We start from the raw sequence: 23,446 nt of genomic DNA, 5'->3' as shown, positions 1-23,446 counted from the left end.
TGCCATGCGGACCAAGCTTTTCCTCGCTGCCCTGCTCCTGCTCCTGCCGCTGTCGCTGCCGGTCGAGGCGGCACTCGCCCCCGGCGCGGTCGCGCCCGCTTTCTCGGCCGACGGCGCGATCGCCGGCAAGGCGGTCAAGGTCGACCTCAAGGCCGCGCTCAAGAAGGGCCCGGTCGTGCTCTATTTCTTCCCCGCCGCATTCACCGAAGGCTGCAATGCCGAGGCAGCGGCCTTCGCCGCGGCGCTTCCTGACTTCACCGCTGCCGGCGCGACCGTGATCGGCATGACCGCGGGCAATGTCGACAAGCTCGTCGCCTTTTCGAGCGCACACTGCGCGGGCAAGTTCGCTGTCGCCGCGGCGAGCCCGGCGGTGGTCAAGGGTTATGACGTGCTGCTCACCAAGCCCGACGGCACGCCGACGACGATCACCAGCCGCACCAGCTACGTCATCGCGCCGAACGGCCATGTCGTCTTCGCCCATACCGACATGAACCCCGGCACGCATATCCGGCTGACGCTCGATGCGGTGCGCAAGCTCAAGGCCGGGCGGCGGGGCTGACCCGGAGCCCGGGCTTCATCCTTGCGAAAGCTTTCGCTCACCGGATGTTAGCAGTTCGTCGCTAGACCCCTGGCTCAACAATATGCGGGCGGGACCGCAAGCGCGTCCGCAACTCGAGAAGCAGGGGTTACAGCCTATGGTCGGCGCAAGGGCCGTCCGGGCGGCACAAGGAAGCGATTCGTCGCGCCGCCTTTACGATCGAATCGGCGACTTCCTGGTCGATCAGCGTCTCGACGCCGATCCCGGCAACTATGCCTTTGCCTATCACCTGCTCGCCGATCCCGACGGGCCCCTCGCCCAGGCGGTCTATGCGCTGACCGATGGCGGTGTCCGCCTGACCCAGCGCGACATCGAGACCCTGGGCTGCGAGATGCCGCCGAGCGCCGCCGCCAAGAACGCCAAGGCGAAGACCGACGGCCTCGTCGCGCGCACCCAGATGCAGGTCGAGGGTTTCCAGGACATGGTCACGGCGATGCGCGCCGAGACCGAGGGCTTCGGCCGCGACCTCGCCGCCAGCGCCGAAGCCATTTCGCGCACCGCCGATGCGGGCGGCGCGCCGATGATCGGCGAAGTCGCCCGACTGACCACCGCGATGCTCGACCGCGTCCGCAGCGCCGAGGCACGGCTCGAATCGGCGACGCGCGAAGCCAGCGAGCTGCGCCGCGAGCTCGAGGAGGCGCGCGACAATGCCCGCCGCGATCCGCTCACCGATCTGCCCAACCGCCGCGCGCTCGAGGAAGCCTATGCCGCGCAAGCGGCGGCAGGCGCGCCGATCTGCGTCGCGGTGTGCGACGTCGATCACTTCAAGTCGGTCAACGACCGCTTCGGCCATGCCGTCGGCGACCGCGTCCTCAAGGCGATCGCCGAGGCGCTGAGCCAGACCTGCGCCGGCCATCTCGTCGCGCGCTATGGCGGCGAGGAATTCGCAGTGCTGTTCACCGGAATCGGCATCGCGGCGGCGCGCGACATCCTCGATACGGCGCGCGTGAAGGTCGCGACCAAGCGCTACCGGCTGCGCGAGAGCGACGCGCCGCTCGGCGAGATCACCTTCTCGGCCGGCATATCGGCCGCGCTGCCCGGCGACGGGCTGTCGACCGTGTTCCATCGCGCCGACCGCCTGCTCTATGCCGCCAAGACCGCCGGTCGGAACTGCCTGCACATCGACTGACCGGAACCGGACATATCTGTCCGCTTTCAATTGGTGAAATGCACCAATTCTACCGTGCAAAATCCCAAGCGTTTTCGCGGCCCACTGTGTGAATTCAATATTTAGAGGCACTTAACGAAGTTGGCACGCTCCCTGCTAGGCTAGTGGCATCGGTAACCGGATGGTCCGGCCGCCGAACATCAGGGAATAGTCCAATGACCGCTCGTCTTTCCTCGCTCAACCACGCTGTTGCTGCACTCGGCGCCGTGCTCTTCACCGCAGCCTTCGTCGTCTATTCGACCCCCGTCCTGCCGATCGTCGCATGATCCGGCCCCGGGACGAGGAGAAGATCACCATGGTTCGCAGCGCCCTGCTCGGACTGGCCGCGTTCGGCCTCACCGCGACGATGATCGTCGCCACCACGGCGCAGGGTTCGGCTCTCTTCGGCTGAACCCTGCCCGCCCCGCGGAACCACCGGGGTTCCGCACCGGTTCTCTCGGCAACCCCTCCCGCTGGAGCCAAGCCGATGAGCGATACCGACACGATCGAGATGATCCACGAGGACGCGCTGCCCGGGCACGAGAGCGCGCTCGAGCCCAAGCCCGATTGGGAGCCGCGTTTTCCCGGCTCCGGCCGCCTGCAGGACAAGGTCGCGCTGATCACCGGCGCGGATAGCGGCATCGGCCGCGCCGTCGCTGCGCTCTATGCCCGCGAAGGCGCGCATGTCGCGATCCTCTATCTGTGCGAGCATGACGATGCGGCGATGACCGCCGACATCGTCCGCCAGGAAGGCCGCGAGGCGCTGACCATTGCCGGCGATGTCGGCGACAAGGCGTTCTGCGAGCGGGCGGTCGCACAGGTGATCGAAAAGTTCGGCCGGCTCGACGTGCTGGTCAACAACGCCGGCGAGCAGCATCCGGACAAGGAGATCACCGACATCACGGAGGAGCAGCTCAAGCGCACCTTCCAGACGAACATCTTCGGGATGTTCTTCCTGACCCAGGCGGCGATGCCGCACCTGAAGCAGGGCGCGGCGATCGTGAACTGCACGTCGGTCACGATGTACCAGGGCGAGCCCGAACTGCTCGATTATTCGAGCACCAAGGGCGCGATCACCGCTTTCACGCGCAGCCTCTCGCAGAATCTGGTCGAGAAAGGCATCCGCGTGAACGCCGTCGCGCCGGGGCCGATCTGGACGCCGCTCAACCCGATGGGCGGCGCCAGCCCCGAGAAACTCGAGAATTTCGGTGAGGACACACCGATGGGCCGTCCTGGACAGCCCAACGAAGTCGCCCCGGCCTTTCTGTTCCTTGCCTGCGAAGATGCCAGCTACATGTCGGGCCAGGTGCTCCACCCGAACGGCGGCACGATCGTCAATGGCTGAGCCGATCGGGACTTAAATTGACCAAGTTGACCGAAGCGCGATTCATCTCGCAACATTCTTTCGCGTAAATGACGATGGCAAAGAGCGGCTGGCGGCATCCAGCCGCTCTATTGCATCAGGCGAAATCCAACATTGCAAGCCGCTTGCGTCAGGCCGGCGCGATGGCCCCGATCAGTCCGACCGGCGCCTCCTCGCCGCGCGAGTAGGTGCCGGTGAGCAGCCCCGCGGCGAGCACTCGCCCGGCCATCGCCTTGACGATCGCGCCGCGGCCGGGTGTCTCGCCGGCATCGGGACCGGCGCCCAACGCGAACAGCTGGAACGCGTAATGGTGTTCCCCATGCCCGGTCGGCGGATCGGGCGGCAGCCAGCCCTCGCCGAGATAGGAATTGCGGCCGACATCGCTGCCGTCGGCGCTGCCCGCGCTATCGGCACGGATCGCACCTTCGTCGAGCTGACCGTCGGTCGGCGGTAGGTCCCAGACCAAAGCGTGCACCAGCGGCGCCGGCGCCGGCGCATCGGGATCCTCGACGATCAGCGCCAGCCGCTCGGTCCCTTCGGGAATCTCGGTCCAGAACAAAGGCGGCGAGATGCCCGCGCCATCGGCGGTGAAGCGCTCGGGCAGCCGCGCGCCATTGGCGAAGGCGGGGCTGGCGAGGCGGAGCGCAGCGAACGAACCCAGGTCCGGCTGCGCGATCACCAATTTGTCCGAGCCTGCGCGCAACCCCTTGAGCGCGCTGCCCAGCCAATGGGGAACATGTTCGAGCATCACTCTCTCCTGTCGGTTCAAAGCGCCTAACGATCGAACCGGCGAGAGCTATCCGCTGAGCGCTGGCGCGGCATGGCGCTATCGGCTAGCGCAAGCGCCATGAGCGCACCCCATATCGTCGCCCTGGGCGGAACGCTGCGGCCCGAATCGGCAACCGGAAGGTTGCTTGCCAGCGCACTGGATCTCGCCGCGGCGCGCGGCGCGCGCGTCACGCTGCTGACCGGCGAAGACATCGCCTTCCCGCATTACGAGCCCGGCAATGCCGAGGGCAATGCCGCGATCGGACGCTATCTCGAAGCGCTGCGCAGCGCCGACGCGGTGATCGTCGGATCGCCCGGCTATCACGGCACGCTCTCCGGCCTGGTCAAGACCGCGCTCGATTATGTCGAGCAATTACGCACCGACGAGCGCGTCTATCTGGATGGGCTGCCGGTCGGTCTGGTCGCCACCGCGGCGGGCTGGCAGGCGGCAGTGTCGACGTTGCAGGCGCTGCGCACGATCACGCATTCGCTGCGCGGCTGGCCGACGCCGATGGGGCTCGCGATCAACACCGCCGAGCCCGGCGACGCGGTCGCGAAGAGCCGGCCGCAGATGGAAGTGATGATCGACCAGATCTTCGGCTTCCTGCGCCGCTGATCGTCCGGCTTAACGCTTTCGAGAGGGCTTGTGCGTTAGCCCCACGCTTTCAGACCGGGGGGTTTTGAACGCGAATGAAGCAGCCGAGCCAGGCATTTGCCGGCGCGCGCCGCAAGGCAGTGCGCACGGTTCTCGCGGCAGGCAGCTGCCGGGCGAGCCTGAACGAGATCGCCCAGCGTCTGGGCAATCTCGGCTATCTCGTCGTGCTCAGCGATTCGACGTGCCAGGCACTCGACCTCGTCTCGGCGCGCGGCTTCGATCTCGTGCTCATTGACGCGCTCCGCCCCGCGAGCGGCGCGGTCCACTTGCTCAACGAGATCCGCGGATCGCGCGACACCGCCGATCTGCCGGTGATCGTGCTCGGCGAAAAGGACTGCGCGCTCGACGCCTTCGCCGCCGGCGCCGACGATTGGCTGGCCAAGCCCGCGCCCTTCGCGGTGCTCGCCGCGCGGATCGAGCGCGCGCTCGCGCATGCCGGCCGGGTCGAGGAACTCAAGCGCGCCAACCTCGCGCTCGACGCACGGATCGCCGCGCGCGCGATCGAGCTCGGCGAGACGCAGACCGAGCTCGCCGCCGCCCGCGCCGATCGCCTGCGGCTGCTCGGCACGATCCGCGAGCTCAACGACCAGCTCACCGGCCGGCGCAACGCGGCTTAGCGCTCGAACCAATGCCGGCGGATGAAATAGGCCGCGATCGCCACCGCCATCACTACGCACAGCCAGAACACCCCCCAGAACGCCCAGGGCTCGTGCGCGAAGGGAATCCCCGCGACGTTCATGCCGAGCAGCCCAGTGATGAAGGTCAGCGGCAGGAACACCATCGCGACCACCGCGATGATCAGCGATCTTTGGTCGATCTGCTCGGCGCGCAGGTCGGTAAGTGTCTCGTGGGTCAGCGCCGCGCGCTCGCGGATGCTCTCGAGCTCCTCCGCCATCCGCGCCGCGCGGTCCGCCGCCGCGGCAAGGTGCAGCCGGTCGTCGTCGCGGAGCCAGTCGCCGGGGATCGCGGCGAGCTTCTCGAGCGCGGTGCGTTGCGGGAACAGGAAGCGGCGATAGCCGATCGCCTGGCTGCGCGTGCGGTTGACCACGCGGCGCAGCTGAAAGGCGTGACCCGTGGCGATCTGCTCCTCGCAATCGTCGAGCGAATCGCCGAGATCGGCGACGACCGGATCGAGCTCCTCGGTGATCGCCTGGGCGAGCGCGGCGATAAGGTCGCCCGGATCGAGGATCTTGCCCGCAGCTACGAGCTCGCGAACCGGTTGCAGCGCGTTCAATGCCTTGCGGGTGACCGAGAAGACGCAGCCGCCCAGCGCATAGATGCGGATCGAGGCGAGCGGATCCGAGGCGGCGAGTTCCTCGGAGGAAAGCCCGCGCAGGTTGATCACCGCGCCGTCGCCTACCGGATCGCAACGCGGCCGCGTCTCCGCGGCGGTCAGCGCCTCGACGACATAGGGCGACAGCCCCGCCTCGCCGTCCAGCCACGCCTTGGCGCGCTCGTCATTGGTGGTGAGATGCGTCCAGACCAGGTCGGCGCGTATTCCGAGCGCCTGCTTGAGCGGCGGCGACTCGACCTGACCGTCGCGCACGACATAAGCAAAACCGCTCATCGCGCCATCTCGACATAGACCGACAGGCCGGCATCGGGCGCGTCCGGAGCCGCTTCGCAGGCAATCCGCGCCGCATCGGCGCGTGCGCGGTCGAGGATCGAGGCGGGCACGTCCCGGTGATGGAAGACCCGGTCGGCCTGCGCAAGCGCGCGTGCCTGGCGCAAGGTCAAGTCGTCGGGATCGGCGGAGGCCAGCCGGAAATGGACCAGGCCTTGGGCCGGCGCTTCCGCATCGGCGAGCCAGCGCGTGACCGCGCCTTCATCATGCTCGGCAAGCGGATCGAGCGGCCCGGCCATCGCCGCGCCGAGCGCACGGCGGCGGGCGCCCGCATCGGGCCAGCGGTCGCGGATCGCCGGCCGCGCCGCCGCGAGCGCCCGCGCCAGAGCGCCGAGCGAGGCCGGCAGCACGCCTTCGAGCCGCTGACGCAACGCCGCCGCGAGCCCCGCCGAAACGCCGCCGGTGCCGATCGCGACCAGCACCGGATCGCGGTCGACGATCGCCGGCAGAGTGAAGTCGCACAGATCCGCCCGGTCGACGGCGTTGACCAGCACGCCGCGGGCGCGCAGCCGCGCGACGATCGGCGCCGGGTCCTCGGCGGCGACGATCGCCAGCGCCGCCGCTTCGCCCTCGTCGACGATCTGCGCACCACCCCGCTCAAGCAGCCGCCGCTTGGCGTCCGCCGCCTCGCCCTCGCCGATCAGGATCACCGGCCGCCCCGCCAGCTTCACGAAGATCGGCAGGGCGGCGAGGCTCATTTCAGCCAGTCCGGAACATGTTCCTCGGCCATGATCGCCTCGGCCGAGATGCGTCCGGCGACGACTTCGAAGCGATCACCCGAGACGAGCACTTCGGGGACGAGCGGGCGGCTGTTGTACGTGCTCGCCATCGTCGCGCCATATGCGCCGGCGCTGCGCAGGATCGCGAGGTCGCCCGATTGGACCGTGTCGATCGTGCGCGCCTTGGCAAAGACGTCGCTGCTCTCGCACACCGGGCCGGCGACATTGGCGACGAAGGTCTCGCCGCGCGGCCGCACCGCCTCGAAATCGTGCCAGGCATCGTACATCGCGACGCGCGCGAGATCGTTCATCGCCGCATCGACGATCACCCAGGGATGGACCGCCCCCGGCTTGACCCACAAAACTTCGGTGAGCAGCACCCCGGCATTGGCCGAGATCACGCGGCCGGGCTCGAACATCAATTCGACGTCCCAATCGCGGGTGACGCGCGCGACCATTTCGCCGAAATCGGCGGGCGACGGCGGATTGTCGTCCTTGCGATAGCGCACGCCCAGCCCGCCGCCGAGATCGACATGGGTGATCGTGTGCCCCGCGGCGCGCAGGTCGGCGACGAGCGTACCGACACGCTCGAACGCGCGCTCGAGCGGCGCGAGGCTCTGGAGCTGGCTGCCGATATGTACCGCGACGCCGCGCAGGTTTAGCCCGGGCAGCGGCGCAAGCCGATCGAAGATCGCCGGCGCCTCGTCGATCGGCAGGCCGAACTTGTTTTCGGCGCGGCCGGTCGAGATCTTCTCGTGGGTGCCCGCATCGACGTCGGGATTGACCCGCAGCGTCGCGGGCGCGCGCAGGCCCTTCGCCGCGGCGATCTCGGAGAGAACGATGCCTTCTTCGACGAGCTCCAAGTTGAATTGCCCGATGCCGACATCGAGCGCCTGTTCGAGCTCGGCGCGGGTCTTGCCGACGCCCGAGAAGACGACGTCCTTCGCCGCCATCCCCGCCGCCAGCGCGCGCGCGAGCTCGCCCCCCGAGACGACATCGGCGCCGAAGCCTTCATTGGCGAGCAGCCGCAGCACGGCGAGGTTGGGGTTGGCCTTGATCGCGAAGGCGAGGTGCTTGCGCTCGATGCCGGCCAGGCCGTCGCGAAAGGCACGGGCGTGGCGCTGGAAGGTTGCGGCCGAATAGACGTAGACGGGGGTACCGACTTCCGCCGCGATGCGTGCCAACGGCACATCCTCGACGTGCAGTTCGCCGTCGATCAGAGTAAAATGGTCCATGGAATTCCGGTCAATTGGGTGGCGGCAAGTCGAACTTGTCGGTGCGCCGCCTGTCGGTGCTTTCGATGAGGTCGTCGCTGCGCGCCGGGCGCGTCTGCACCGGCGGTTTGAGCAGGTCCTCGGGCGTGGGTGTCGCGGTCGCGCCATAAGGCGCGGGGGGCAGCGACGCGCCCTCCGCCGGTTTGAGACCTTCGCGCGCGCCGCAGCCGGCCAGCGCCAGCGAAGCGGTGAGCAGCAACAGCAGCCCGCGCATCATCGTCCTTCCTCCTCGCGGCCCCGACGGGCCGCCGCAATCGCCGCGCGCACCCGCGCCGGCGCCGTACCGCCGAAACTCGTCCGGCTGTTGACCGACGCATCGACGCTAAGCACGCCATATACGCGATCGTCGATCCGCGCGTCGATTTCCTTGAACGCATCAATCGATAACTGATCGAGCCGGATGCCTTGCGCCTCTGCCGCCGCGACCGCGCGCCCGGTGATGTGGTGCGCCTCGCGGAACGGCACCCCGGCCTCGCGGACCAGCCAATCGGCCAGGTCGGTCGCGGTGGCAAAGCCCGATTCGGCAAGTGCGCGCATGCGATCGGTACGGAAGGTCGCGCTTTCGACCATCCCGGTCATCGCGGCGATGCACAACTCCAGCAGGTCGTGCGCCTCGAACACCGGCGGCTTGTCGTCCTGCATGTCCTTCGAATAAGCGAGCGGCAGCCCCTTCATCGTCATCATCAGGCTGACCAGCGCGCCGGTGATCCGCCCGCTATGCCCGCGCACCAGCTCGGCGGCGTCGGGGTTGCGCTTTTGCGGCATGATCGAACTACCGGTCGACCATTGATCACTCAAGCTGACGAAGCCGAAGGGCTGGCTCGCCCAGATCACGAATTCCTCGGCGAGGCGGCTCAAGTGCAGGCTGCACTGCGCCGCCGCGGTGAGATATTCGAGCGCGAAGTCGCGGTCGGACACCGAATCGAGCGAATTGCGCGTCGGCCCGTCAAAGCCGAGCGCCGCCGCGGTCGCCTCGCGGTCGAGCGGAAAGCCGGTGCCGGCGAGCGCGGCCGAGCCGAGCGGGCACAGGTTCATCCGCGCCCGCGCATCAGCCAGGCGCGAGCGGTCGCGCGCGATCATCTCGAAATAGGCCATCAAATGATGGCCGAGAGTCACTGGCTGCGCGCTCTGGAGGTGGGTGAAGCCGGGCATCACGCTGTCGGCATGTTCCTCGGCGCGCGCGAGCAGCGCATCCTGCAGGCCGCCCAACGCCGCCTCGGCCTGGTCGATCGCGTCGCGGACCCAGAGGCGGAAGTCGGTCGCGACCTGGTCGTTGCGCGAGCGCGCGGTGTGGAGCCGGCCGGCCGAAGGCCCGATCCGGTCCGCCAGCCGCGCCTCAGCGAGCATGTGAATGTCCTCGAGCGCGAGATCGTCGGGAACGCCCTCGGCCTCGAACTCGGCGGCGACCGCGGCGAGCCCCTCGGCGATGCGCGCGGCATCCTCAGGCGAGACGATGCCCTGCTGGCCGAGCATTGCGACATGCGCCTGGCTCCCGCGCAGATCCTGCCGCCACATCCGCTTGTCGAACGGAATCGAGGCGTTTATCTCGCGCATGACCGCGGACGGGCCTTCGGCGAAGCGCCCGCCCCACATCGCATTGGAGCTATGCTTGCGCTCGACTATCGCGCTTCTCCTCGTCGCTACAGGCCTGATCGGCGGCTGCGATAGGCAATCCGGGCCGACGCAGCAAGCCGAGGGCGCGAATGTCGTCGCGGCGGCGCCGGCTACTTCCACTACGCTCGATAAGCTCGACCGCAGCCATAAGGGCGAGGCCGCGCCGACCTTCCCCTTCGTCGACGCACGGGGCAAGCGCCACACGCTCGCCGATTTCCGCGGCAAGCCGGTGCTGCTCAACCTGTGGGCAACCTGGTGCGCACCCTGCGTCAAGGAAATGCCGACGCTCGACGCGCTGGCGGTGCGCGAGGGCGACAAGCTCCAATTGGTCACCGTCAGCCAGGATTTCGACGTGGCGACGGCGGCATCCTTCTTCGCCAAGAAGCAGTTCCGCAAGCTCCCCCTCTACGTCGATACCGACACCGCGTTCAGCACCGGGCTCGGCGTCAATCTGCCGACGACGATCCTCTACGATGCGGCAGGCCGCGAGGTTTGGCGCAAGCTGGGCGACACCGATTGGACCGGCGAGGCCGCGGCCAAGCTGATCGCCGAGGCGCGGCTACCATAGCGTCCCAGCGGTCAACCTTACGATAACGGCGACTATTTTCGCATTATCGCGCGGGCAGCCAACTCACATTGCTATAAGACCGGGAAGCGCCGTCTTCAGGGGGAACAGCGCGGTTTTCCTTCTGAGATATAGGCGAAAGCAATGCAAGGAATCCTCGGTCGCATCTCCATCTCCAGCAAGTTCTTGTCTTTGCTGGCACTTCTCGGGCTGGTTACGCTCGGCATCGCCCTCGCCAGCGCCTTCGCGCTCCGCACCAGCGGCGCCAGCTATTCCGACGTCATCGACAGCAAGTTGCCGATCACCACACGCTATGCCCGGCTCAACCGGCTGGCGGTCGAGATGGGCTATAACGGCTATCGCACCCTGGTGTACCCAGGCGGCTCGGCCGCGGGCCGGGCCTCGCTCGACGGCGTCGAAAAGGCGTTCCAGGCATCCGAGACCTTGCTCACCGACGTGAACAAGCTCGATACCGGCGCCACGGATCAGACCGCGCAGCTGCGCACCGAGATCGAAAGCATTCACGCCAAGACCGCCGAGGCCGCCAAGGAAGGCTTTGCGAACCAAGACGATGCCGCGCGTTCGGTCCTTCAGCAGGCAGACCAGGAAATCGACACCTTCGGTACGCAGATCCAGGCGCTCAACAAACAGCGTACCGACGAGGCGACGGCGCTCGCGGAGAATCTGACCGCACAATCCGACACGACCTCCTGGACACTGCTCGGGGTCAGCATCCTCGCCACCATCGCCGGAATCGCGACCGCGCTCGTCGTCTCGCGGCTGGGCATCACCGGGCCGATCCAGCTCCTTCAGAACACGATGGCCAAGCTCGCCGCCGGCGACAACAGCGTCGCGGTCGAGGGCACCGAGCGCCGCGACGAAGTCGGCCGCATGGCGAAGACCGTGCTCGTCTTCCGCGACGCCGCGGTCGAGAAGGAAAAGGCCGACGCCGCCAAGAAGATCGCCGACGCCGAGCAGCAGCGCGTCGTCGCGACGCTGGAGGCCAATCTCGGCAAGCTGGCGCAGGGCGACCTGACCAGCGAGATCGACGAGGTGTTCTCGCCCACCTACGAATCGGTCAAGGTCAACTTCAATGCCGCGGTCGCCGAGTTGCGCAGCCTGATCGGCACGGTGATGGAAAGCGCGGCGACGATCCGCACCGGCTCGGGCGAGATCGCCCAGGCGTCCGAGGATCTTGCGCGCCGCACCGAAGCGAACGCCGCGAGCCTCGAACAGACTTCGGCCGCAGTCACCCAGATGGACGGCCGCCTCAAGGCAACCGCCGGCGCGGCCAGCCGCACGGTCGAGCGGGCCGACGGCACGATCGGCACGGTCTCGGCCGGCCGCGCGATCGCCGACGAAGCCGTCCAGGCAATGGGCCGCGTCGCCGACGGCGCCAAGGGCATCGACAGCGTCATCGAAGGCTTGGACAAGATCGCCTTCCAGACGCGGGTTCTCGCGATGAATGCGGCGGTCGAAGCCGGGCGTGCGGGGGAAGCGGGTCGCGGCTTCGCGGTCGTCGCCGACCTCGTCTCGGCGCTGGCAATGCGCTCCGAAGAAGAAGCCGCTCGTGCCCGCGACCAGCTCACCGCCACCCAGACCGACATCGTCGCGGCAGTGGAGATGGTCAACAAGGTCGATGGCGCGCTGGCCGACATCTCGGGCGACGTCGGCGAGGTCCATGCGCTGCTTGGCCAGATGGCGAGCGACAACCAGGCCCAGTCGACCGCGATCACCGAGATCAGCATCGCGATCGGCACGATGGACCAGTCGACTCAGCAGAACGCCGCGATGGTCGAGCAGACCTCGGCCGCTGCACGCAACCTGTCGGGCGAAGTCGCCGCGCTCAGCGAGCAGGCGTCGCGGTTCAACGTCGGCGCCGGCACCCGGTCCGCACCGGCCCGGGCCACCTCGCGCGCGAAGGCCAGCGGCTATGCTTCGCCGGTCAAGGCGCTGCCAGTGGCGGCAATGTCCGCTGCTGGCGGGGACGACTGGGCAGCGTTCTAAGCCGCGCCGACACCGGCCAGGGGGTGGCGGGACACGCTCTCGCCCCCCTGCAGCTCATGATGTGGCGGCCGGTCGCTATTTCCCCGCGCGCACCGCGCTGATCGTCCTGCCGGTCCATCGCCGGATCGCCCGGCGGAGGTTCGCGCTGTCGCTGAAGCCGACTTTCCACGCGACGTCGTCGACGCTCATCCGGGTCGTCTGGAGATATTCGATCGCAAGCTTGCGGCGGACATCGTCGACGATCGCGCCATAGCTCGAATCCTCGGCCGCAAGGCGGCGGCGGAGCGTGCGCTGCTGAAGTCCCAATTGCGCAGCGGCCGCCACCATCGACGGAAACTCGCTCGGTGCGTTCAGCAGCAATTGATAGACCTCGCCCGACAGGCCCGACAAGATCCGCGACTGGCCGATCAGCCGTCGGGGAGCACAAGGGCTGATCGAGGCGCATTATTACCCCGACGACTATGACGGCATCCTCGTCGGCGCGCCGGTGATGAACCGCACCTGGGGACATGCGGCGGTGCTGTGGGACTATGCCGCGTCCCATCGCACGCCGGGCAGCTTCCTGTCCGACGCCAAGCTCAAGCTGCTCAACAAGGCCGCGATCGCGACCTGCTGGCGCCAGGGTCACGGGCTGGCGGGCGACCGATTCGTCTCCGATCCGATGCGTTGCAGCTTCGACCCGGCAACCGTCCAATGCGCAGCTGCGGCCTCCGACAACTGCCTGACCCAAGCCGAGGTCGCGACCGCCCGCGCTTTCTACTCGGGCCCGACCGACTGGACCGGCAAGCCGACCTATTTCGGCTGGCTTCCCGGCAGCGAAATGCCCGACACCTTCGGTTGGGCCTTCCTGCAAAAGCCGGTCGGCGATCAGCCACCGTTCGGCGCGCTGTTCAAATGGGTGCTGGGCGCCGATTGGAACTGGAAGACCTTCGATTTCGATCGCGACATGCCCTTGGTCAACGCCCGGCTGGACGCGCTCGTCAACGATGCGACGCGCGGCAGCCTCGCCGATTTCGCCGCGCGCGGGAGCAAGCTGATCGTCTTTCACGGCCTTGCCGACACGCTGGTCGCGCCGGGCCAGTCGGTCGCGTTCTTTGACCGCCATGCGGCGCAGATTGGCGGCGATGCTAAGGCTAGCCGATAGCGCTCGGCTGTTCCCGGCGCCGGGCATGATGCATTGCGGCGGCGGCACCGGCCCCGGCGCGTTCAACGCCACCCTGGGCATCCCGCCCCACCCGCCGTCGGACGACGCGAAGCACGATATTTTCTCCGCCCTCATCGCCTGGCGCGAAGAGGGCGAGGCACCCGATCGCATCATCGCCACGCGATTCGCGAGCGACGACGCCGGCAAGATCGATAAGCAACGGCCGCTCTGTCCCTATCCGCGAAAGGCTGTCTATCGGGGGACCGGCTCGACGCTGTCTGCCGTCACTTTCCGCTGCGACGGCCCGACAGTCGCCCAACCGTGACCGCGACCGCCCAACGCAGGCGACATGGCGGCTCGCGGGCGATCATTCCATAATTCAGGCGATGACGACCCAGGCCGCGCCGAGCCCGGCGCAGACGAACAGGACCGGTATCATTCCGATCTTGAAGCGGAAGACGGCGACCGCCGCCCCGACGGCGAGCAGGAGCGCGGGCAGATTGAGCGAAGCGAGGGCCGGAATATCGAATCCCGCATTGCCGATCGCAACGCGTCGGACTTCGCCGAACAGCGTATGAATCGCAAACCAGATGGCGAGGTTCAGGATCACCCCCACCACCGCAGCCGTGATCGCGCCCAGCGCGGCCGAAAGCGCGCGGTTGCCGCGCAGTCGCTCGACGAACGGAGCGCCGGCAAATATCCAGAGATAGCAGGGCATGAAGGTCACCCAGGTGGTCAGGATCGCACCCAGGGTCGCGGCGAAGAGCGGTGACAGCGAGCCTGAATCGCGGAATGCGGCAAGAAACCCGACGAACTGCGTCACCATGATCAACGGTCCGGGCGTCGTCTCGGCGAGCCCGAGCCCATCGAGCATCTCGCCGGGCGTGACCCAGTGATAGGTGCCGACCGCTTCCTGCGCGACATAAGCGAGCACCGCATAGGCGCCCCCGAACGTCACGACCGCCATTCGGCCGAAGAAGCTGGCGATCTGCGAGAAGACATTGTCCGGGCCGGCGAGCACGAACAGCAATGCGACCGGGGAAATCCAGAGGAAAAGAAACAGACCCGCGATCTTGAGCGACCAGCCGAGATCGGGCCGCGCATGCTCGGGTAGCTCCTCACCAAGCGCGGTATCGCGGTCGTGCACGATATCGCCACCGGATGCCCCATGACCGCCGCCGCCCCTGAACGCCGAGATGCCCGCGCGTCCGCCGACATAGCCGGTGAGCGCGGCGAGAAACACGATCAGCGGGAATGGCGCGTTGAGGAAGAAGATCGCGCCGAACGCAGCCGCAGCGATGCCCCGCATGACCATATTCCTGAGCGCGCGTGCACCGATGCGGACCACGGCCTGAATCACCACCGCGAGCACTGCCGCCTTGAGGCCGAAGAACAAGCCTTGAACCAGCGGGGCATTGCCCAGCAGCACGTAAATGTAGCTGAGCGCCAGAATCGCCAGAAAGCCCGGAAGAACGAACAATGCGCCGGCGACGAGCCCGCCCTTGGTCTTGTGAAGAAGCCAGCCGATATAGGCGGCCAGCTGCTGCGCCTCGGGGCCCGGCAGCAGCATGCAATAGTTGAGCGCATGGAGAAAACGCTCCTCGCCGATCCAGCGCTTCTCGTCGACGAGGATACGGTGCATCACGGCGATCTGTCCGGCCGGCCCCCCGAAGCTCAGCGCCGCGATCCGCGCCCAGACCTTCACCGCCTCGCCGAAAGAGACGCCATGATCGCGCGGTGCTGTGGGCACGCCCGCGGCGGCGACACTAATGTTCATCGCTCGGCCCTTCGATTGGCGAAGAAGGCGTAGAACTGGTCGAGCGCGTCGCTCGCGCGCGCAATGCGCTCTAGATCGTCGTCGGAGGAGGCGCAGACCCCGGACAGCATCGCGCCGACACCTGCGGTCTCGGGGCGGGCGAACTTGCCGTCGCCGATGTCGAGCTCGTGGATGATCTCGCCCATCGCGGCGAGCCCGGAATCGCCGGCGAGGCCTGCACGGAGCAGGATCGTCTCGAAGCTGCAGCGGTCCTCTTCGTGCGTGAACTCGGCATCGGCCATGTCGAAGCGGAGCTCGCCGGGCCCTGGCATGTGCGCCTTCGCATCGACGAAGCGAAACGCCGCCTGCGGGTCGACGAAGCGGCGGATGAGCCAGGCGCAGGCGATGCGATCGACATGCACGCCGCGTCGGGTGACCCAAATCTTGCCGAGAAGCTCGGCAGGCTCGACCGGCGCTGCCGGCGCATCGCGGCGGATATCGGGATGTCGGTAGCGCTGGCGGTCGAGCTCGGCGAGCGCCGCCTCGGCGTCCTGGCGCCCGTGCGCGCCGAAAAAGTCGAGCTTCCCAGCCTCCTCCATGCGCTTCTGCAGCCTCGCGATGTCCTGACCGCTGGCCGGGCCAGTGTCGAGCAGACGCCGCGCCGCCTCGGCGATCTCGGCATAGTCCGCGTCGCGCGCGGCATCGAACAGCGCGCGCACTTCGCCGTCGCTCTGGCCGGCAACCAACTGTCCCTCGAGAAGAATCGCCTCGCCGCCGCTTGCGACGATCTCCTCCAGAAGCGCACGAAACGCAGCCTCGCTCGCTTCGCCTCTCGGCAGGACATGCACCGCATTCTTGAGCGGCACCGCGCCCATCGCCTGCAATCTGCGCCAGATCTTCACGCGCAAATAAGGCGGCCTGGCCGGAAGCTGGTGGAGAAGCGAGAGCCACTGAGCCGAATTAGTCGTCATTGGTGCATATGTATCATCTCCTACAAATTAATGAAACACCTATATCTTTAGCCAGAAACGTGGATCGCATGTGGCGGCCGCTCGGTCAGCGCGGCGCCTTTGGCAGCGCAAAAACGAAGAGCGTCCCCGCACCTTTGGTCGTCACCTTTTTTAGGTCTGCGGTCATGTTGCCCCAGCCCTTGGCGGCAGTGGGATCGCGCGGATCGAGGTCGTGCGACACCATCGCGCCGATCCACCCGCCGATTCCGGAGATGATCGCGACATATTCGCGCCCGTCCGGACCCTTGAATACCGTCGGCTGGCCGATGATCCCCGAGCCGGTCTGGAATTGCCAGAGCAGCTTCCCGGTATCGGCGTCGACCGCTTTGAACCAGCCCTCGAGATTGCCGTAGAAGACAATCCCCGATGCGGTCACCGCCGCGCCGCTCCACACCGGCCAGCGCTCCTTGATCGTCCACGCCTTGCGCCGGTTGACCGGATCCCAGGCCATGAACTCGCCGGCATTGCCGCCCGGCCCCGGGAAAAAGCGCGGGGTCACGCCGATATAGGGCGTGCCGCGGATATAGTTGGCCTTGCCGAGCAGCCAGTCCATGCAGAGATTGTTGTGCGGCACATAGAGCCAGCCCGTCGTCTTGCTGAACGCGCTCGGGCTCCAGTCCTTGGCGCCGGGCGCGTTGGGGCACACGTTGCGGACGATCTTGCCGGGCTGCGGGATCATCTCGGGCTTGTGGCGCAACCGCCCGGTCTTGAGGTCGACGCCGTCCGAGACGGTGTTGGCGACATATTGGTCGGCCGCGAGCACTTCGCCGCTGGTCCGGTCGAGCACGTACATATAGCCGTTGCGCTCGGGGCGAATGATCACCTTGCGGACCTTGCCCTGCCAGGGAAGGTCGAGGACGATATTCTCGTTGACGCCCGAATGGTCCCACAGATCGTGCGGGCTGTATTGATACGCCCAATGCGCCTTGCCGGTCGCGGGATCGCGCGCGAATACGGCGTCAGTCCACAAATTGTCGCCGGGGCGGACGGCGTGGTTCCAGGGCGACGGGTTCGACGTTCCGTGGAAGATCAAATTTTGCTCGGGATCGTAGCTGATCCAGCCCCAGGTGCCGCCGCCGCCGATCTTCCAGCTGTCGCCCGGCCAGCTCTTCGTGCCGAGATCGGCGCCCTTATATTGCGGGTAGAAGGGCTTGAACACGGCCGGATCGATCAGCACGTCCTTGTCGGGACCCGTCGCGAAGGCCTTCCACACGATCGCGCCGCTGCCGGCATCGAGCGCCGCCACGCCGCCGCGCGCGCCGAATTCGGCCCCCGAATTGCCGACGATCACCTTGTCGCCCACGACGAAGGGCGCCATCGTCATCGTCTCGCCCTTGGTATAGTCCCAGACGCGCGTCTTCCATTTGAGCGCACCGGTCTTCGCGTCGACCGCGAGCGTGTGCGAATCGAGCGAATTGAAGAAGACCGTGCCGTTTGCATAGGTCGGCCCGCGATTGACGCCGTCGCAGCAAGCCTCGCCCTGCGACGCCGAATCAGCCATCGCATTGAGCTTCCACTTCACCACGGGCCCCGGACTGGTCGGGTTGGCGGCTTTGGTCAGGTCGATCGCATAAAGCGTGTTAGGATAGGGGGTGACGAGGTAGAGCGTATCGCCGACCACGATCGGCGCGGATTCCTGACCCTGGGTCGTTCCGGAGGTGAAGCTGAGTGCGAGCTGAAGCTGGCCGACATTGTCCTTGTTGATCTGGGTAAGCCCACTGAAGCGCGTATTGGCATAGTCCTTCGCGGGGATTGTCCATTGGCCATCGTCTTGCGGCGACGCCGCTGCTGGCGCGACCGCACGTCCTGCGGAAAGCGCCTTGGTTTCGGTTTCAGATCCGGGGGCGGCTGCATCGGCGCGCCCTGTCGAGGTGCTGCGGTCGCATGCGGCCAGGAGCGCCAGACTCATCATCGCGCTCGCTCTCACCAACATAGGTTAAGCCCTTCTGAAAGCTGACTTTTGCGATGAAACTTTCGGAGTGCTGCAAAGTTTCACCGATGGAATGATGACGTGAGGGGATGATGCGGCTTTCGGCGTTGCTGCTCTGTGCGCTCCTTGCGGGCTGCCACCGCGAGACGCGCGAGACGAACCCCCCGGTCCCCTTCAGTCAGGCCGAGCTCGCCACCACCACGACGGTGGTCGCGGGCGGCACCACGCCGGCCAAGCCCGACCCGCGGATCGAGAAGTTCGAGAAGAGCGCCTGGCACGTCAGCGAAGGACAGCGGCTCTACACTGAATTCAACTGCGTCGAATGCCATGCGCATGGCGGCGGTGGGATCGGCGTGCCGCTGATCGACGACCAATGGATCTATGGCTCATCGAGCCCGCAGATCGTCGCGACGCTGATCCAGGGACGGCCCAACGGCATGCCAAGCTATCGCAAGCTGCTCACCGAGGAGCAGATGTGGCAGCTCGCCGCTTATGTCCGCTCGATGGCCGGCCAGGCGCCCAAGGACGTCCCGCCGAGCCGCGGCGACACCGCCGCCAACACCGCACCGATCACGCTGGAGAATGCTAGGCCACAGCGCGACACCAATGCGGATGCGGGAAGCCGGTGAGCGCGATTCAATCCGCATTGCACCCGGCGGGCGACCATGCCGCGATCACCGCGCGGCTGTTCGAGATCTTTCTCGGCGTGACCGGCTTCTTCTTCCTGCTCGTATTGCTCTTTCTCGGCTGGGCGATCTTGCGGCGCGACCGCGGCACCGACAGCGACCGGCGGCTGCGCGTGACCGTCGCCGCCTGGGCGATGCTGATCACCGTCGGGCTGTTCGGACTGACCATCGCCAGCTACGCGAGCGACCGGGGCCTGTTCTTTGCCGGCGCCGGGCAGAAGCCGCTCCACATCCAGGTGACGGCGCGGCAATGGTGGTGGGAAGTCGAATATACCGGCACCGATCAGTCGCGGAACATCACCACCGCCAACGAGATCCATCTGCCGCTCGGCCGCCCGGTGCAGATCGAGCTGCGCGCCGACGATGTGATTCACTCACTGTGGATCCCCAACCTCGCCGGCAAGCAGGACCTGATCCCCGGGCGCAGCGCCGATCTCCAGCTGCTGCCGCGTCAGCTCGGCCATTTCCGTGCGCAATGCGCCGAATTCTGCGGGCTGCAGCATGCGCATATGGCGCTCGACGCCGTCGTCGAGACGCCCCAGGCCTTCGCCGCCTGGGAGGCCAAATCGTCGCAACCGGCGCCCTTGCCGCAGAACGACGCGCAGAGGCGCGGCTTCCAGATCGTCACCGGGCGCCAATGCGCGGCGTGCCACGCGATCACCGGCACCGATGCCTATGGCTCGGTCGGCCCCGATCTCACTCGGGTCGCCAGCCGCGCCACGCTCGCCGCCGGCGAATTGCCCGACACGCATGCGTGGCTCGACAAATGGATCGCCGATCCGCAGGCGATCAAGCCCGGCAACCGCATGCCCAGGATCCCGCTGACGCCGCAGGAACGCGCCGACGTCGTCGCCTATCTCGAGATGCTCAAATGAGCCGTCTCGACGGGCCGGACTTCACGGGCGAGGCATTGCACAAGGCGCTCGAGAAGACCTGGTCCGATGTACCGGGCTTCTGGGGCTGGCTGACCACCGTCGACCACAAGCGCGTAGGCCGCCGCTACATCGCCACGGCCTTCGTCTTCCTCGCGCTCGGCGGCGTGCTCGCTTTGCTGATGCGCACCCAGCTCGCCCGGCCGGAAAGCGGGCTGATCAGCGCCGATCGCTACAACCAGATCTTCTCGATGCACGGCACGACGATGATGTTCCTGTTCGCCGTGCCGGTGATGGAGGCGATGGCGGTCTATCTGATCCCGCTGATGATGGGCACGCGGCAGATCGCCTTTCCGCGACTCAATGCCTTCAGCTACTGGATCTATCTGTTCGGCGGCGTCTTTTTGTGGATCGCCTTCCTGCTCAATATCGGCCCCGAAGCGGGCTGGTTCTCCTATGTGCCCCTCGCCGGCCCCGAATATTCTCCGGGCAAGCGCACCGATGTCTGGGCGCAGCTGATCACCTTCACCGAAGTCGCGGCGCTCGCTGGCGCGGTCGAGCTGATCACGACGATCCTCAAGCAGCGCGCGCCGGGCATGTCGCTCAACCGCATGCCGCTCTTCGCCTGGTCGATCCTGGTGACCAGCTTCATGATCGTCTTCGCAATGCCCGCGGTGATGCTCGCATCGTCGTTCCTGATCTCGGACCGGTTGGTGGCGACGCAATTCTACAATCCCACCGAGGGGGGCGATGCGCTGCTCTGGCAGCACCTCTTCTGGTTCTTCGGGCATCCCGAGGTCTACATCATCTTCATCCCCGCGGTCGGCTTCGTCAGTCAGATCACCGAGACGTTCAGCCGGCGCGAAGTGTTTGGCTATCCGCTGATGGTGCTGGCAGTAGTGTCGATCGGGCTGCTCGCCTTCGGCCTCTGGGTCCATCACATGTTCGCGACCGGGCTGCCGCGGATCGGCTACAGCTTCTACACCGCGGCGAGCATGATGATCGCGTTGCCCGGCGGTGTGCAGATATTCTGCTGGATCGCGACGATCTGGAGCGGGCGGCCGCGTTGGGAGACCCCGCTCTGGTGGGTCGTCGCGTTCATCGTCACTTTCGTGATGGGCGGCCTCACCGGGATGATGGTGGCGAGCGTCCCGCTCGACCTCCAGCTCCACGACAGCTATTTCGTCGTCGCGCATTTCCATTATGTGCTGATCGGCGGCGCAGTATTCCCGCTGCTCGGCGCGGTGACCTATTGGTTTCCCAAGTTCAGCGGGCGGATGATGGCCGAGCCGCTCGGCAAGTGGAACGTGGTCTTCGCATTCCTCGCCTTCCACCTCACTTTCTTTCCGATGCACCTGACCGGGCTGCTCGGCATGCCGCGACGCGTCTACACTTATCCGCACGGGCTCGGCTGGGACACGCTCAATCTCGTCTCGAGCATCGGCGCCTTCCTGTTCGCGGCATCGGTGCTGCTGTTCCTCGGCAATGTCTTCTGGAGCCTCCGCAAAGGTGTCGCGGCGGGTCCCAATCCCTGGGATGCGCCAAGCCTCGAATGGAAGCCGAGTTCGCCCCCGCCCTGCTATAATTTCGACCATATCCCGGTGGTCGACAGCCGTACCCCGCTCTGGGACGCAGGGCGCCCGGTGATTCCCGGGCTCAGGACCGACAAGCGCGAGTTGCTCGTCACTACCGCGGTCGACGCGCTGCCGGATCTGCGCGACGCCAGCGCGCCGCCCAATGGCTGGCCGTTCTTTGCGGCGATCGCGACGACGATCGCCTTTGTCGGCTCGATCTTCACGCCCTGGGCGGTGATCTGGGGCGGGCTGCTGATGGCGGTGCCGCTGATACTGTGGTTCTGGCCGCACGATCCGCTCGAGCCCAAGCCGGAGCAAGGTGATGAGTGAGACACGCTTCGTCGGCGATGCTTCATGCCTGCCCAACCACGGCTTCGGCGCACGCAGCACGACCTGGTGGGGCGTGGTCGGCTTCATGACGATCGAGGGCGCCGCCTTCGCGCTCGGCTTTGCCGCCTATTTCTTCCTGATGGCGCAGGAACGGCAGTGGCCGGCGAGCGCACCGCCGCCCGACCTGCTCTGGAGCACCGCGACGCTGCTGCTGCTTCTCCTGTCCGAGATTCCGAATATCTGGGTCAAGCGCGCCGCCGAGGCCGAGGATCTGCGCCGCGTGCGCATCGGCCTGGTCATCATGAGCATCCTGCCGCTCGCGGTCTTCGTGACGCGCGGGCTCGAATATGACCATCTCAACATCGGCTGGGACCGCAATGCCTATGGCTCGATCACCTGGGCGCTGCTGCTCATGCACACCGTCCATTTGGTCACCGACTGGGTCGATACGCTGGTGCTCGCAGTGTTGATGCACACCGGTCACGGCAAGAAGGGACGACGCTTCGTCGATACCAGCGAGAATGCGCTCTACTGGCACTTCATCGTCGGCAGCTGGGTGCTGGTCTATGGCGTGATCTACTGGGTGCCGAGGCTCAGCCAATGAGGCGTTTGCGGCCCTGGGCCGGGTGGATCGGCGGGATCCTCGGCTGGATGCTGTCGGACCAGACCGGCTCGGACCTCGCCCAGTTCGACTGCACGCGCGCCCAGCCGCTGCCGATGCTGCTGATCGGCCTTGCCGGCGCACTGCTGGCGATCGGCGGCGGGCTGCTGTCGCTCGGCGTCTGGCGGATGCCGGGCGCCACCGATCAGCCTCATGCCGGCGCGCGACGGTTCGTCGCCGGAACCGGCATCCTCGCGGCAGGCATCTTCCTCCTCGCGATCCTGTTCCAGACGATGTCGGCGCTGATCATCCCGTCATGCCACGCCTGATCGTCGCCGCGTTGCTGCTGCTCCTGCCCGGCGCCGCGCTGGCCCATGGCGGATCGCATCCGCTCGAGTCCGGCGAGATCGGCTGGACGCTCGATCCCTGGATCACGGTGCCGCTGGCGGCGGCTCTGCTCCTCTACGCGGTCGGCTTTATCCGGCTCGGCGCACGGCGCAGCCTGTGGCGTGGCGCGGGGCTCTATGTCGCCGGCTGGCTGGTGCTGACGCTCGCACTGGTGTCGCCGCTGCACGAGGGGGGCGAGCGCAGCTTCACGCTCCACATGATCGAGCACGAGCTGATCATGCTCGTCGCGGCGCTGCTTCTGCCGCTGTCGCGGCCGCTGGGGGTGATGCTCTGGGCGTTTCCCCGTCCCGCCCGCCAGATGCTCGCCTTTCCGGGATTGTTGGCCCGGCTCAACACGCCCCTGCTGGCCACGACACTGCAGGCTGCGGCTTTGTGGGCATGGCACGCGCCGCCGCTGTTCAATCGCGCGCTCGGCCATCCGGCCTGGCATGTCGCGCAGCATCTCTCGTTCCTCGTCACTGCCCTGCTGTTCTGGTGGAGCGTGACCCAGACGCCCAATCGCGGGCTGGCGGCGCTGTGCCTGTTCGTGACCTCGATCGTCGGCGGCGCGCTCGGCGCGCTGATGGCACTGTCGTCGAGCCCCTGGTACGCCGGCTATGCCGCGATGGGGATGATGCCGTTCGGGCTGACTCCGCAAGAGGACCAGCAGCTCGCCGGCCTGATCATGTGGGTGCCCGGCGGGCTGGTGCATGCCGGAGCGGCGTTGCTGCTGCTCGCCCGCTATCTGACCAAATCGCCGCGCCTAGCCACGTAGCGGCAGGGTCTTTCCGGTCTCGCGATCCGCCGCGACGCGGTCAACTG

General features: G+C 67.1%; 25 protein-coding genes. 15 read left to right on the top strand and 10 right to left on the bottom strand.

Annotated features, from left to right (window positions below; all coding sequences use genetic code 11):
* Window positions 1-4 precede the first annotated feature (4 nt).
* From AC3WJI_RS15735 to AC3WJI_RS15725, 3 genes are all read left to right on the top strand, one after another.
* Complete coding sequence (locus AC3WJI_RS15735; RefSeq protein WP_492758224.1) at window positions 5-559, top strand: redoxin domain-containing protein; 555 nt, start codon at window positions 5-7, stop codon at window positions 557-559.
* A gap of 136 nt (window positions 560-695) precedes the next feature.
* Window positions 696-1,727 carry a GGDEF domain-containing protein gene (locus AC3WJI_RS15730; protein WP_492758223.1) on the top strand — a complete coding sequence of 344 codons (1,032 nt, stop codon included), beginning with the start codon at window positions 696-698 and terminating at the stop codon, window positions 1,725-1,727.
* A 505-nt stretch (window positions 1,728-2,232) separates the two neighbouring features.
* A complete protein-coding gene (locus AC3WJI_RS15725; RefSeq protein ID WP_492758222.1) occupies window positions 2,233-3,090 on the top strand; it encodes a glucose 1-dehydrogenase in 858 nt (285 codons plus the stop codon).
* A gap of 148 nt (window positions 3,091-3,238) precedes the next feature.
* On the opposite strand, the gene AC3WJI_RS15720 is transcribed toward AC3WJI_RS15725, so the two are convergent.
* Entirely contained in the window at window positions 3,239-3,856 is a 618-nt protein-coding gene (locus tag AC3WJI_RS15720; RefSeq protein WP_492758221.1) for a YbhB/YbcL family Raf kinase inhibitor-like protein, read from the bottom strand.
* Window positions 3,857-3,955: 99 nt separating this feature from the next.
* Here AC3WJI_RS15720 and AC3WJI_RS15715 point away from each other — a divergent pair, with 99 nt between their 5' ends.
* The gene (locus AC3WJI_RS15715) at window positions 3,956-4,492 is read left to right on the top strand and encodes an NADPH-dependent FMN reductase (RefSeq protein WP_492758220.1); all 537 of its coding nucleotides are present in this window, start codon (window positions 3,956-3,958) and stop codon (window positions 4,490-4,492) included.
* 74 nt (window positions 4,493-4,566) lie between these two features.
* Complete coding sequence (locus tag AC3WJI_RS15710; protein ID WP_492758219.1) at window positions 4,567-5,148, top strand: response regulator; 582 nt, start codon at window positions 4,567-4,569, stop codon at window positions 5,146-5,148.
* Here the strand turns inward: AC3WJI_RS15710 and AC3WJI_RS15705 are convergent.
* From AC3WJI_RS15705 to argH, 5 genes are read right to left on the bottom strand one after another with little or no spacing between them, the layout of a single operon-like run.
* The gene (locus AC3WJI_RS15705) at window positions 5,145-6,098 is read right to left on the bottom strand and encodes a zinc transporter ZntB (protein ID WP_492758218.1); all 954 of its coding nucleotides are present in this window, start codon (window positions 6,096-6,098) and stop codon (window positions 5,145-5,147) included. The genes AC3WJI_RS15710 and AC3WJI_RS15705 overlap by 4 nt on opposite strands.
* On the bottom strand, window positions 6,095-6,853 hold the full coding sequence (locus tag AC3WJI_RS15700) for a precorrin-2 dehydrogenase/sirohydrochlorin ferrochelatase family protein (RefSeq protein ID WP_492758217.1): 759 nt from the start codon (window positions 6,851-6,853) through the stop codon (window positions 6,095-6,097). The genes AC3WJI_RS15705 and AC3WJI_RS15700 overlap by 4 nt, the downstream gene beginning before the upstream one ends.
* Window positions 6,850-8,109: a diaminopimelate decarboxylase gene (lysA, locus tag AC3WJI_RS15695; RefSeq protein WP_492758216.1), complete on the bottom strand. Its 1,260-nt coding sequence runs from the start codon at window positions 8,107-8,109 to the stop codon at window positions 6,850-6,852. The genes AC3WJI_RS15700 and lysA overlap by 4 nt, the downstream gene beginning before the upstream one ends.
* A 10-nt stretch (window positions 8,110-8,119) precedes the next feature.
* The gene (locus AC3WJI_RS15690) at window positions 8,120-8,365 is read right to left on the bottom strand and encodes a hypothetical protein (protein WP_492758215.1); all 246 of its coding nucleotides are present in this window, start codon (window positions 8,363-8,365) and stop codon (window positions 8,120-8,122) included.
* Window positions 8,362-9,741 carry an argininosuccinate lyase gene (gene argH, locus AC3WJI_RS15685; RefSeq protein ID WP_492758214.1) on the bottom strand — a complete coding sequence of 460 codons (1,380 nt, stop codon included), beginning with the start codon at window positions 9,739-9,741 and terminating at the stop codon, window positions 8,362-8,364. Before argH ends, AC3WJI_RS15690 begins: the two co-directional genes overlap by 4 nt.
* Before the next feature lie 16 nt (window positions 9,742-9,757).
* Between argH and AC3WJI_RS15680 the strand changes: the two genes are divergently transcribed.
* Together AC3WJI_RS15680 and AC3WJI_RS15675 are read left to right on the top strand one after the other, a co-directional pair.
* On the top strand, window positions 9,758-10,330 hold the full coding sequence (locus tag AC3WJI_RS15680; RefSeq protein ID WP_492758213.1) for a TlpA family protein disulfide reductase: 573 nt from the start codon (window positions 9,758-9,760) through the stop codon (window positions 10,328-10,330).
* Between the two features lie 141 nt (window positions 10,331-10,471).
* Entirely contained in the window at window positions 10,472-12,334 is a 1,863-nt protein-coding gene (locus AC3WJI_RS15675; protein WP_492758212.1) for a methyl-accepting chemotaxis protein, read from the top strand.
* 75 nt (window positions 12,335-12,409) lie between these two features.
* On the opposite strand, the gene AC3WJI_RS15670 is transcribed toward AC3WJI_RS15675, so the two are convergent.
* Window positions 12,410-12,724 (bottom strand): helix-turn-helix domain-containing protein, encoded by a 315-nt coding sequence (locus AC3WJI_RS15670; RefSeq protein WP_492758211.1) that lies wholly within the window; start codon window positions 12,722-12,724, stop codon window positions 12,410-12,412.
* A gap of 1 nt (window position 12,725) precedes the next feature.
* On the opposite strand from AC3WJI_RS15670, the gene AC3WJI_RS15665 reads away from it, so the two are divergent.
* The gene (locus AC3WJI_RS15665; RefSeq protein WP_492758230.1) at window positions 12,726-13,478 is read left to right on the top strand and encodes a tannase/feruloyl esterase family alpha/beta hydrolase; all 753 of its coding nucleotides are present in this window, start codon (window positions 12,726-12,728) and stop codon (window positions 13,476-13,478) included.
* The gene (locus AC3WJI_RS15660) at window positions 13,438-13,803 is read left to right on the top strand and encodes a tannase/feruloyl esterase family alpha/beta hydrolase (RefSeq protein WP_492758210.1); all 366 of its coding nucleotides are present in this window, start codon (window positions 13,438-13,440) and stop codon (window positions 13,801-13,803) included. Before AC3WJI_RS15665 ends, AC3WJI_RS15660 begins: the two co-directional genes overlap by 41 nt.
* A 54-nt stretch (window positions 13,804-13,857) precedes the next feature.
* Here the strand turns inward: AC3WJI_RS15660 and chrA are convergent, their stop codons facing one another.
* From chrA to AC3WJI_RS15645, 3 genes are all read right to left on the bottom strand, one after another.
* Entirely contained in the window at window positions 13,858-15,255 is a 1,398-nt protein-coding gene (gene chrA, locus AC3WJI_RS15655; protein WP_492758209.1) for a chromate efflux transporter, read from the bottom strand.
* On the bottom strand, window positions 15,252-16,205 hold the full coding sequence (locus AC3WJI_RS15650) for a chromate resistance protein ChrB domain-containing protein (protein WP_492758208.1): 954 nt from the start codon (window positions 16,203-16,205) through the stop codon (window positions 15,252-15,254). The genes chrA and AC3WJI_RS15650 overlap by 4 nt, the downstream gene beginning before the upstream one ends.
* A gap of 85 nt (window positions 16,206-16,290) precedes the next feature.
* Window positions 16,291-18,153, bottom strand: a complete 1,863-nt coding sequence (locus AC3WJI_RS15645; RefSeq protein WP_492758207.1) for a PQQ-dependent dehydrogenase, methanol/ethanol family — start codon at window positions 18,151-18,153, stop codon at window positions 16,291-16,293.
* Between the two features lie 110 nt (window positions 18,154-18,263).
* Here AC3WJI_RS15645 and AC3WJI_RS15640 point away from each other — a divergent pair, with 110 nt between their 5' ends.
* The 6 genes from AC3WJI_RS15640 to AC3WJI_RS15615 are packed head-to-tail and all read left to right on the top strand — an operon-like array spanning window position 18,264 to window position 23,399.
* Window positions 18,264-18,803, top strand: a complete 540-nt coding sequence (locus tag AC3WJI_RS15640; protein WP_492758206.1) for a c-type cytochrome — start codon at window positions 18,264-18,266, stop codon at window positions 18,801-18,803.
* Window positions 18,800-19,735: a cytochrome c oxidase subunit II gene (locus AC3WJI_RS15635; protein WP_492758205.1), complete on the top strand. Its 936-nt coding sequence runs from the start codon at window positions 18,800-18,802 to the stop codon at window positions 19,733-19,735. Before AC3WJI_RS15640 ends, AC3WJI_RS15635 begins: the two co-directional genes overlap by 4 nt.
* Window positions 19,732-21,636, top strand: coding sequence for a cytochrome c oxidase subunit I (gene ctaD / locus AC3WJI_RS15630; protein WP_492758204.1), 1,905 nt, complete (start codon window positions 19,732-19,734; stop codon window positions 21,634-21,636). Before AC3WJI_RS15635 ends, ctaD begins: the two co-directional genes overlap by 4 nt.
* On the top strand, window positions 21,629-22,240 hold the full coding sequence (locus tag AC3WJI_RS15625; protein WP_492758203.1) for a cytochrome c oxidase subunit 3 family protein: 612 nt from the start codon (window positions 21,629-21,631) through the stop codon (window positions 22,238-22,240). The genes ctaD and AC3WJI_RS15625 overlap by 8 nt, the downstream gene beginning before the upstream one ends.
* Window positions 22,237-22,566, top strand: coding sequence for a hypothetical protein (locus tag AC3WJI_RS15620; protein ID WP_492758202.1), 330 nt, complete (start codon window positions 22,237-22,239; stop codon window positions 22,564-22,566). The genes AC3WJI_RS15625 and AC3WJI_RS15620 overlap by 4 nt, the downstream gene beginning before the upstream one ends.
* Window positions 22,554-23,399, top strand: a complete 846-nt coding sequence (locus AC3WJI_RS15615) for a cytochrome c oxidase assembly protein (RefSeq protein ID WP_492758201.1) — start codon at window positions 22,554-22,556, stop codon at window positions 23,397-23,399. The genes AC3WJI_RS15620 and AC3WJI_RS15615 overlap by 13 nt, the downstream gene beginning before the upstream one ends.
* Window positions 23,400-23,446: the final 47 nt, after the last annotated feature.

The sequence above is a fragment of the Sphingomonas sp. FW306-1B-B10E genome (assembly GCF_058782005.1).
This window is presented reverse-complemented; position numbering and strand designations above follow the sequence as displayed.

Bases quoted from the DNA above. Each gene is read 5' to 3' on its own strand.
- AC3WJI_RS15735 (WP_492758224.1), top strand. From the start codon at position 5: ATGCGGACCAAGCTTTTCCTCGCTGCCCTGCTCCTGCTCCTGCCGCTG.
- AC3WJI_RS15730 (WP_492758223.1), top strand. From the start codon at position 696: ATGGTCGGCGCAAGGGCCGTCCGGGCGGCACAAGGAAGCGATTCGTCG.
- AC3WJI_RS15725 (WP_492758222.1), top strand. From the start codon at position 2,233: ATGAGCGATACCGACACGATCGAGATGATCCACGAGGACGCGCTGCCC.
- AC3WJI_RS15720 (WP_492758221.1), bottom strand. From the start codon at position 3,856: ATGCTCGAACATGTTCCCCATTGGCTGGGCAGCGCGCTCAAGGGGTTG.
- AC3WJI_RS15715 (WP_492758220.1), top strand. From the start codon at position 3,956: ATGAGCGCACCCCATATCGTCGCCCTGGGCGGAACGCTGCGGCCCGAA.
- AC3WJI_RS15710 (WP_492758219.1), top strand. From the start codon at position 4,567: ATGAAGCAGCCGAGCCAGGCATTTGCCGGCGCGCGCCGCAAGGCAGTG.
- AC3WJI_RS15705 (WP_492758218.1), bottom strand. From the start codon at position 6,098: ATGAGCGGTTTTGCTTATGTCGTGCGCGACGGTCAGGTCGAGTCGCCG.
- AC3WJI_RS15700 (WP_492758217.1), bottom strand. From the start codon at position 6,853: ATGAGCCTCGCCGCCCTGCCGATCTTCGTGAAGCTGGCGGGGCGGCCG.
- lysA (WP_492758216.1), bottom strand. From the start codon at position 8,109: ATGGACCATTTTACTCTGATCGACGGCGAACTGCACGTCGAGGATGTG.
- AC3WJI_RS15690 (WP_492758215.1), bottom strand. From the start codon at position 8,365: ATGATGCGCGGGCTGCTGTTGCTGCTCACCGCTTCGCTGGCGCTGGCC.
- argH (WP_492758214.1), bottom strand. From the start codon at position 9,741: ATGTGGGGCGGGCGCTTCGCCGAAGGCCCGTCCGCGGTCATGCGCGAG.
- AC3WJI_RS15675 (WP_492758212.1), top strand. From the start codon at position 10,472: ATGCAAGGAATCCTCGGTCGCATCTCCATCTCCAGCAAGTTCTTGTCT.
- AC3WJI_RS15660 (WP_492758210.1), top strand. From the start codon at position 13,438: ATGCGGCGCAGATTGGCGGCGATGCTAAGGCTAGCCGATAGCGCTCGG.
- chrA (WP_492758209.1), bottom strand. From the start codon at position 15,255: ATGAACATTAGTGTCGCCGCCGCGGGCGTGCCCACAGCACCGCGCGAT.
- AC3WJI_RS15650 (WP_492758208.1), bottom strand. From the start codon at position 16,205: ATGACGACTAATTCGGCTCAGTGGCTCTCGCTTCTCCACCAGCTTCCG.
- AC3WJI_RS15645 (WP_492758207.1), bottom strand. From the start codon at position 18,153: ATGAGTCTGGCGCTCCTGGCCGCATGCGACCGCAGCACCTCGACAGGG.
- AC3WJI_RS15640 (WP_492758206.1), top strand. From the start codon at position 18,264: ATGATGCGGCTTTCGGCGTTGCTGCTCTGTGCGCTCCTTGCGGGCTGC.
- ctaD (WP_492758204.1), top strand. From the start codon at position 19,732: ATGAGCCGTCTCGACGGGCCGGACTTCACGGGCGAGGCATTGCACAAG.
- AC3WJI_RS15625 (WP_492758203.1), top strand. From the start codon at position 21,629: ATGAGTGAGACACGCTTCGTCGGCGATGCTTCATGCCTGCCCAACCAC.
- AC3WJI_RS15620 (WP_492758202.1), top strand. From the start codon at position 22,237: ATGAGGCGTTTGCGGCCCTGGGCCGGGTGGATCGGCGGGATCCTCGGC.
- AC3WJI_RS15615 (WP_492758201.1), top strand. From the start codon at position 22,554: ATGCCACGCCTGATCGTCGCCGCGTTGCTGCTGCTCCTGCCCGGCGCC.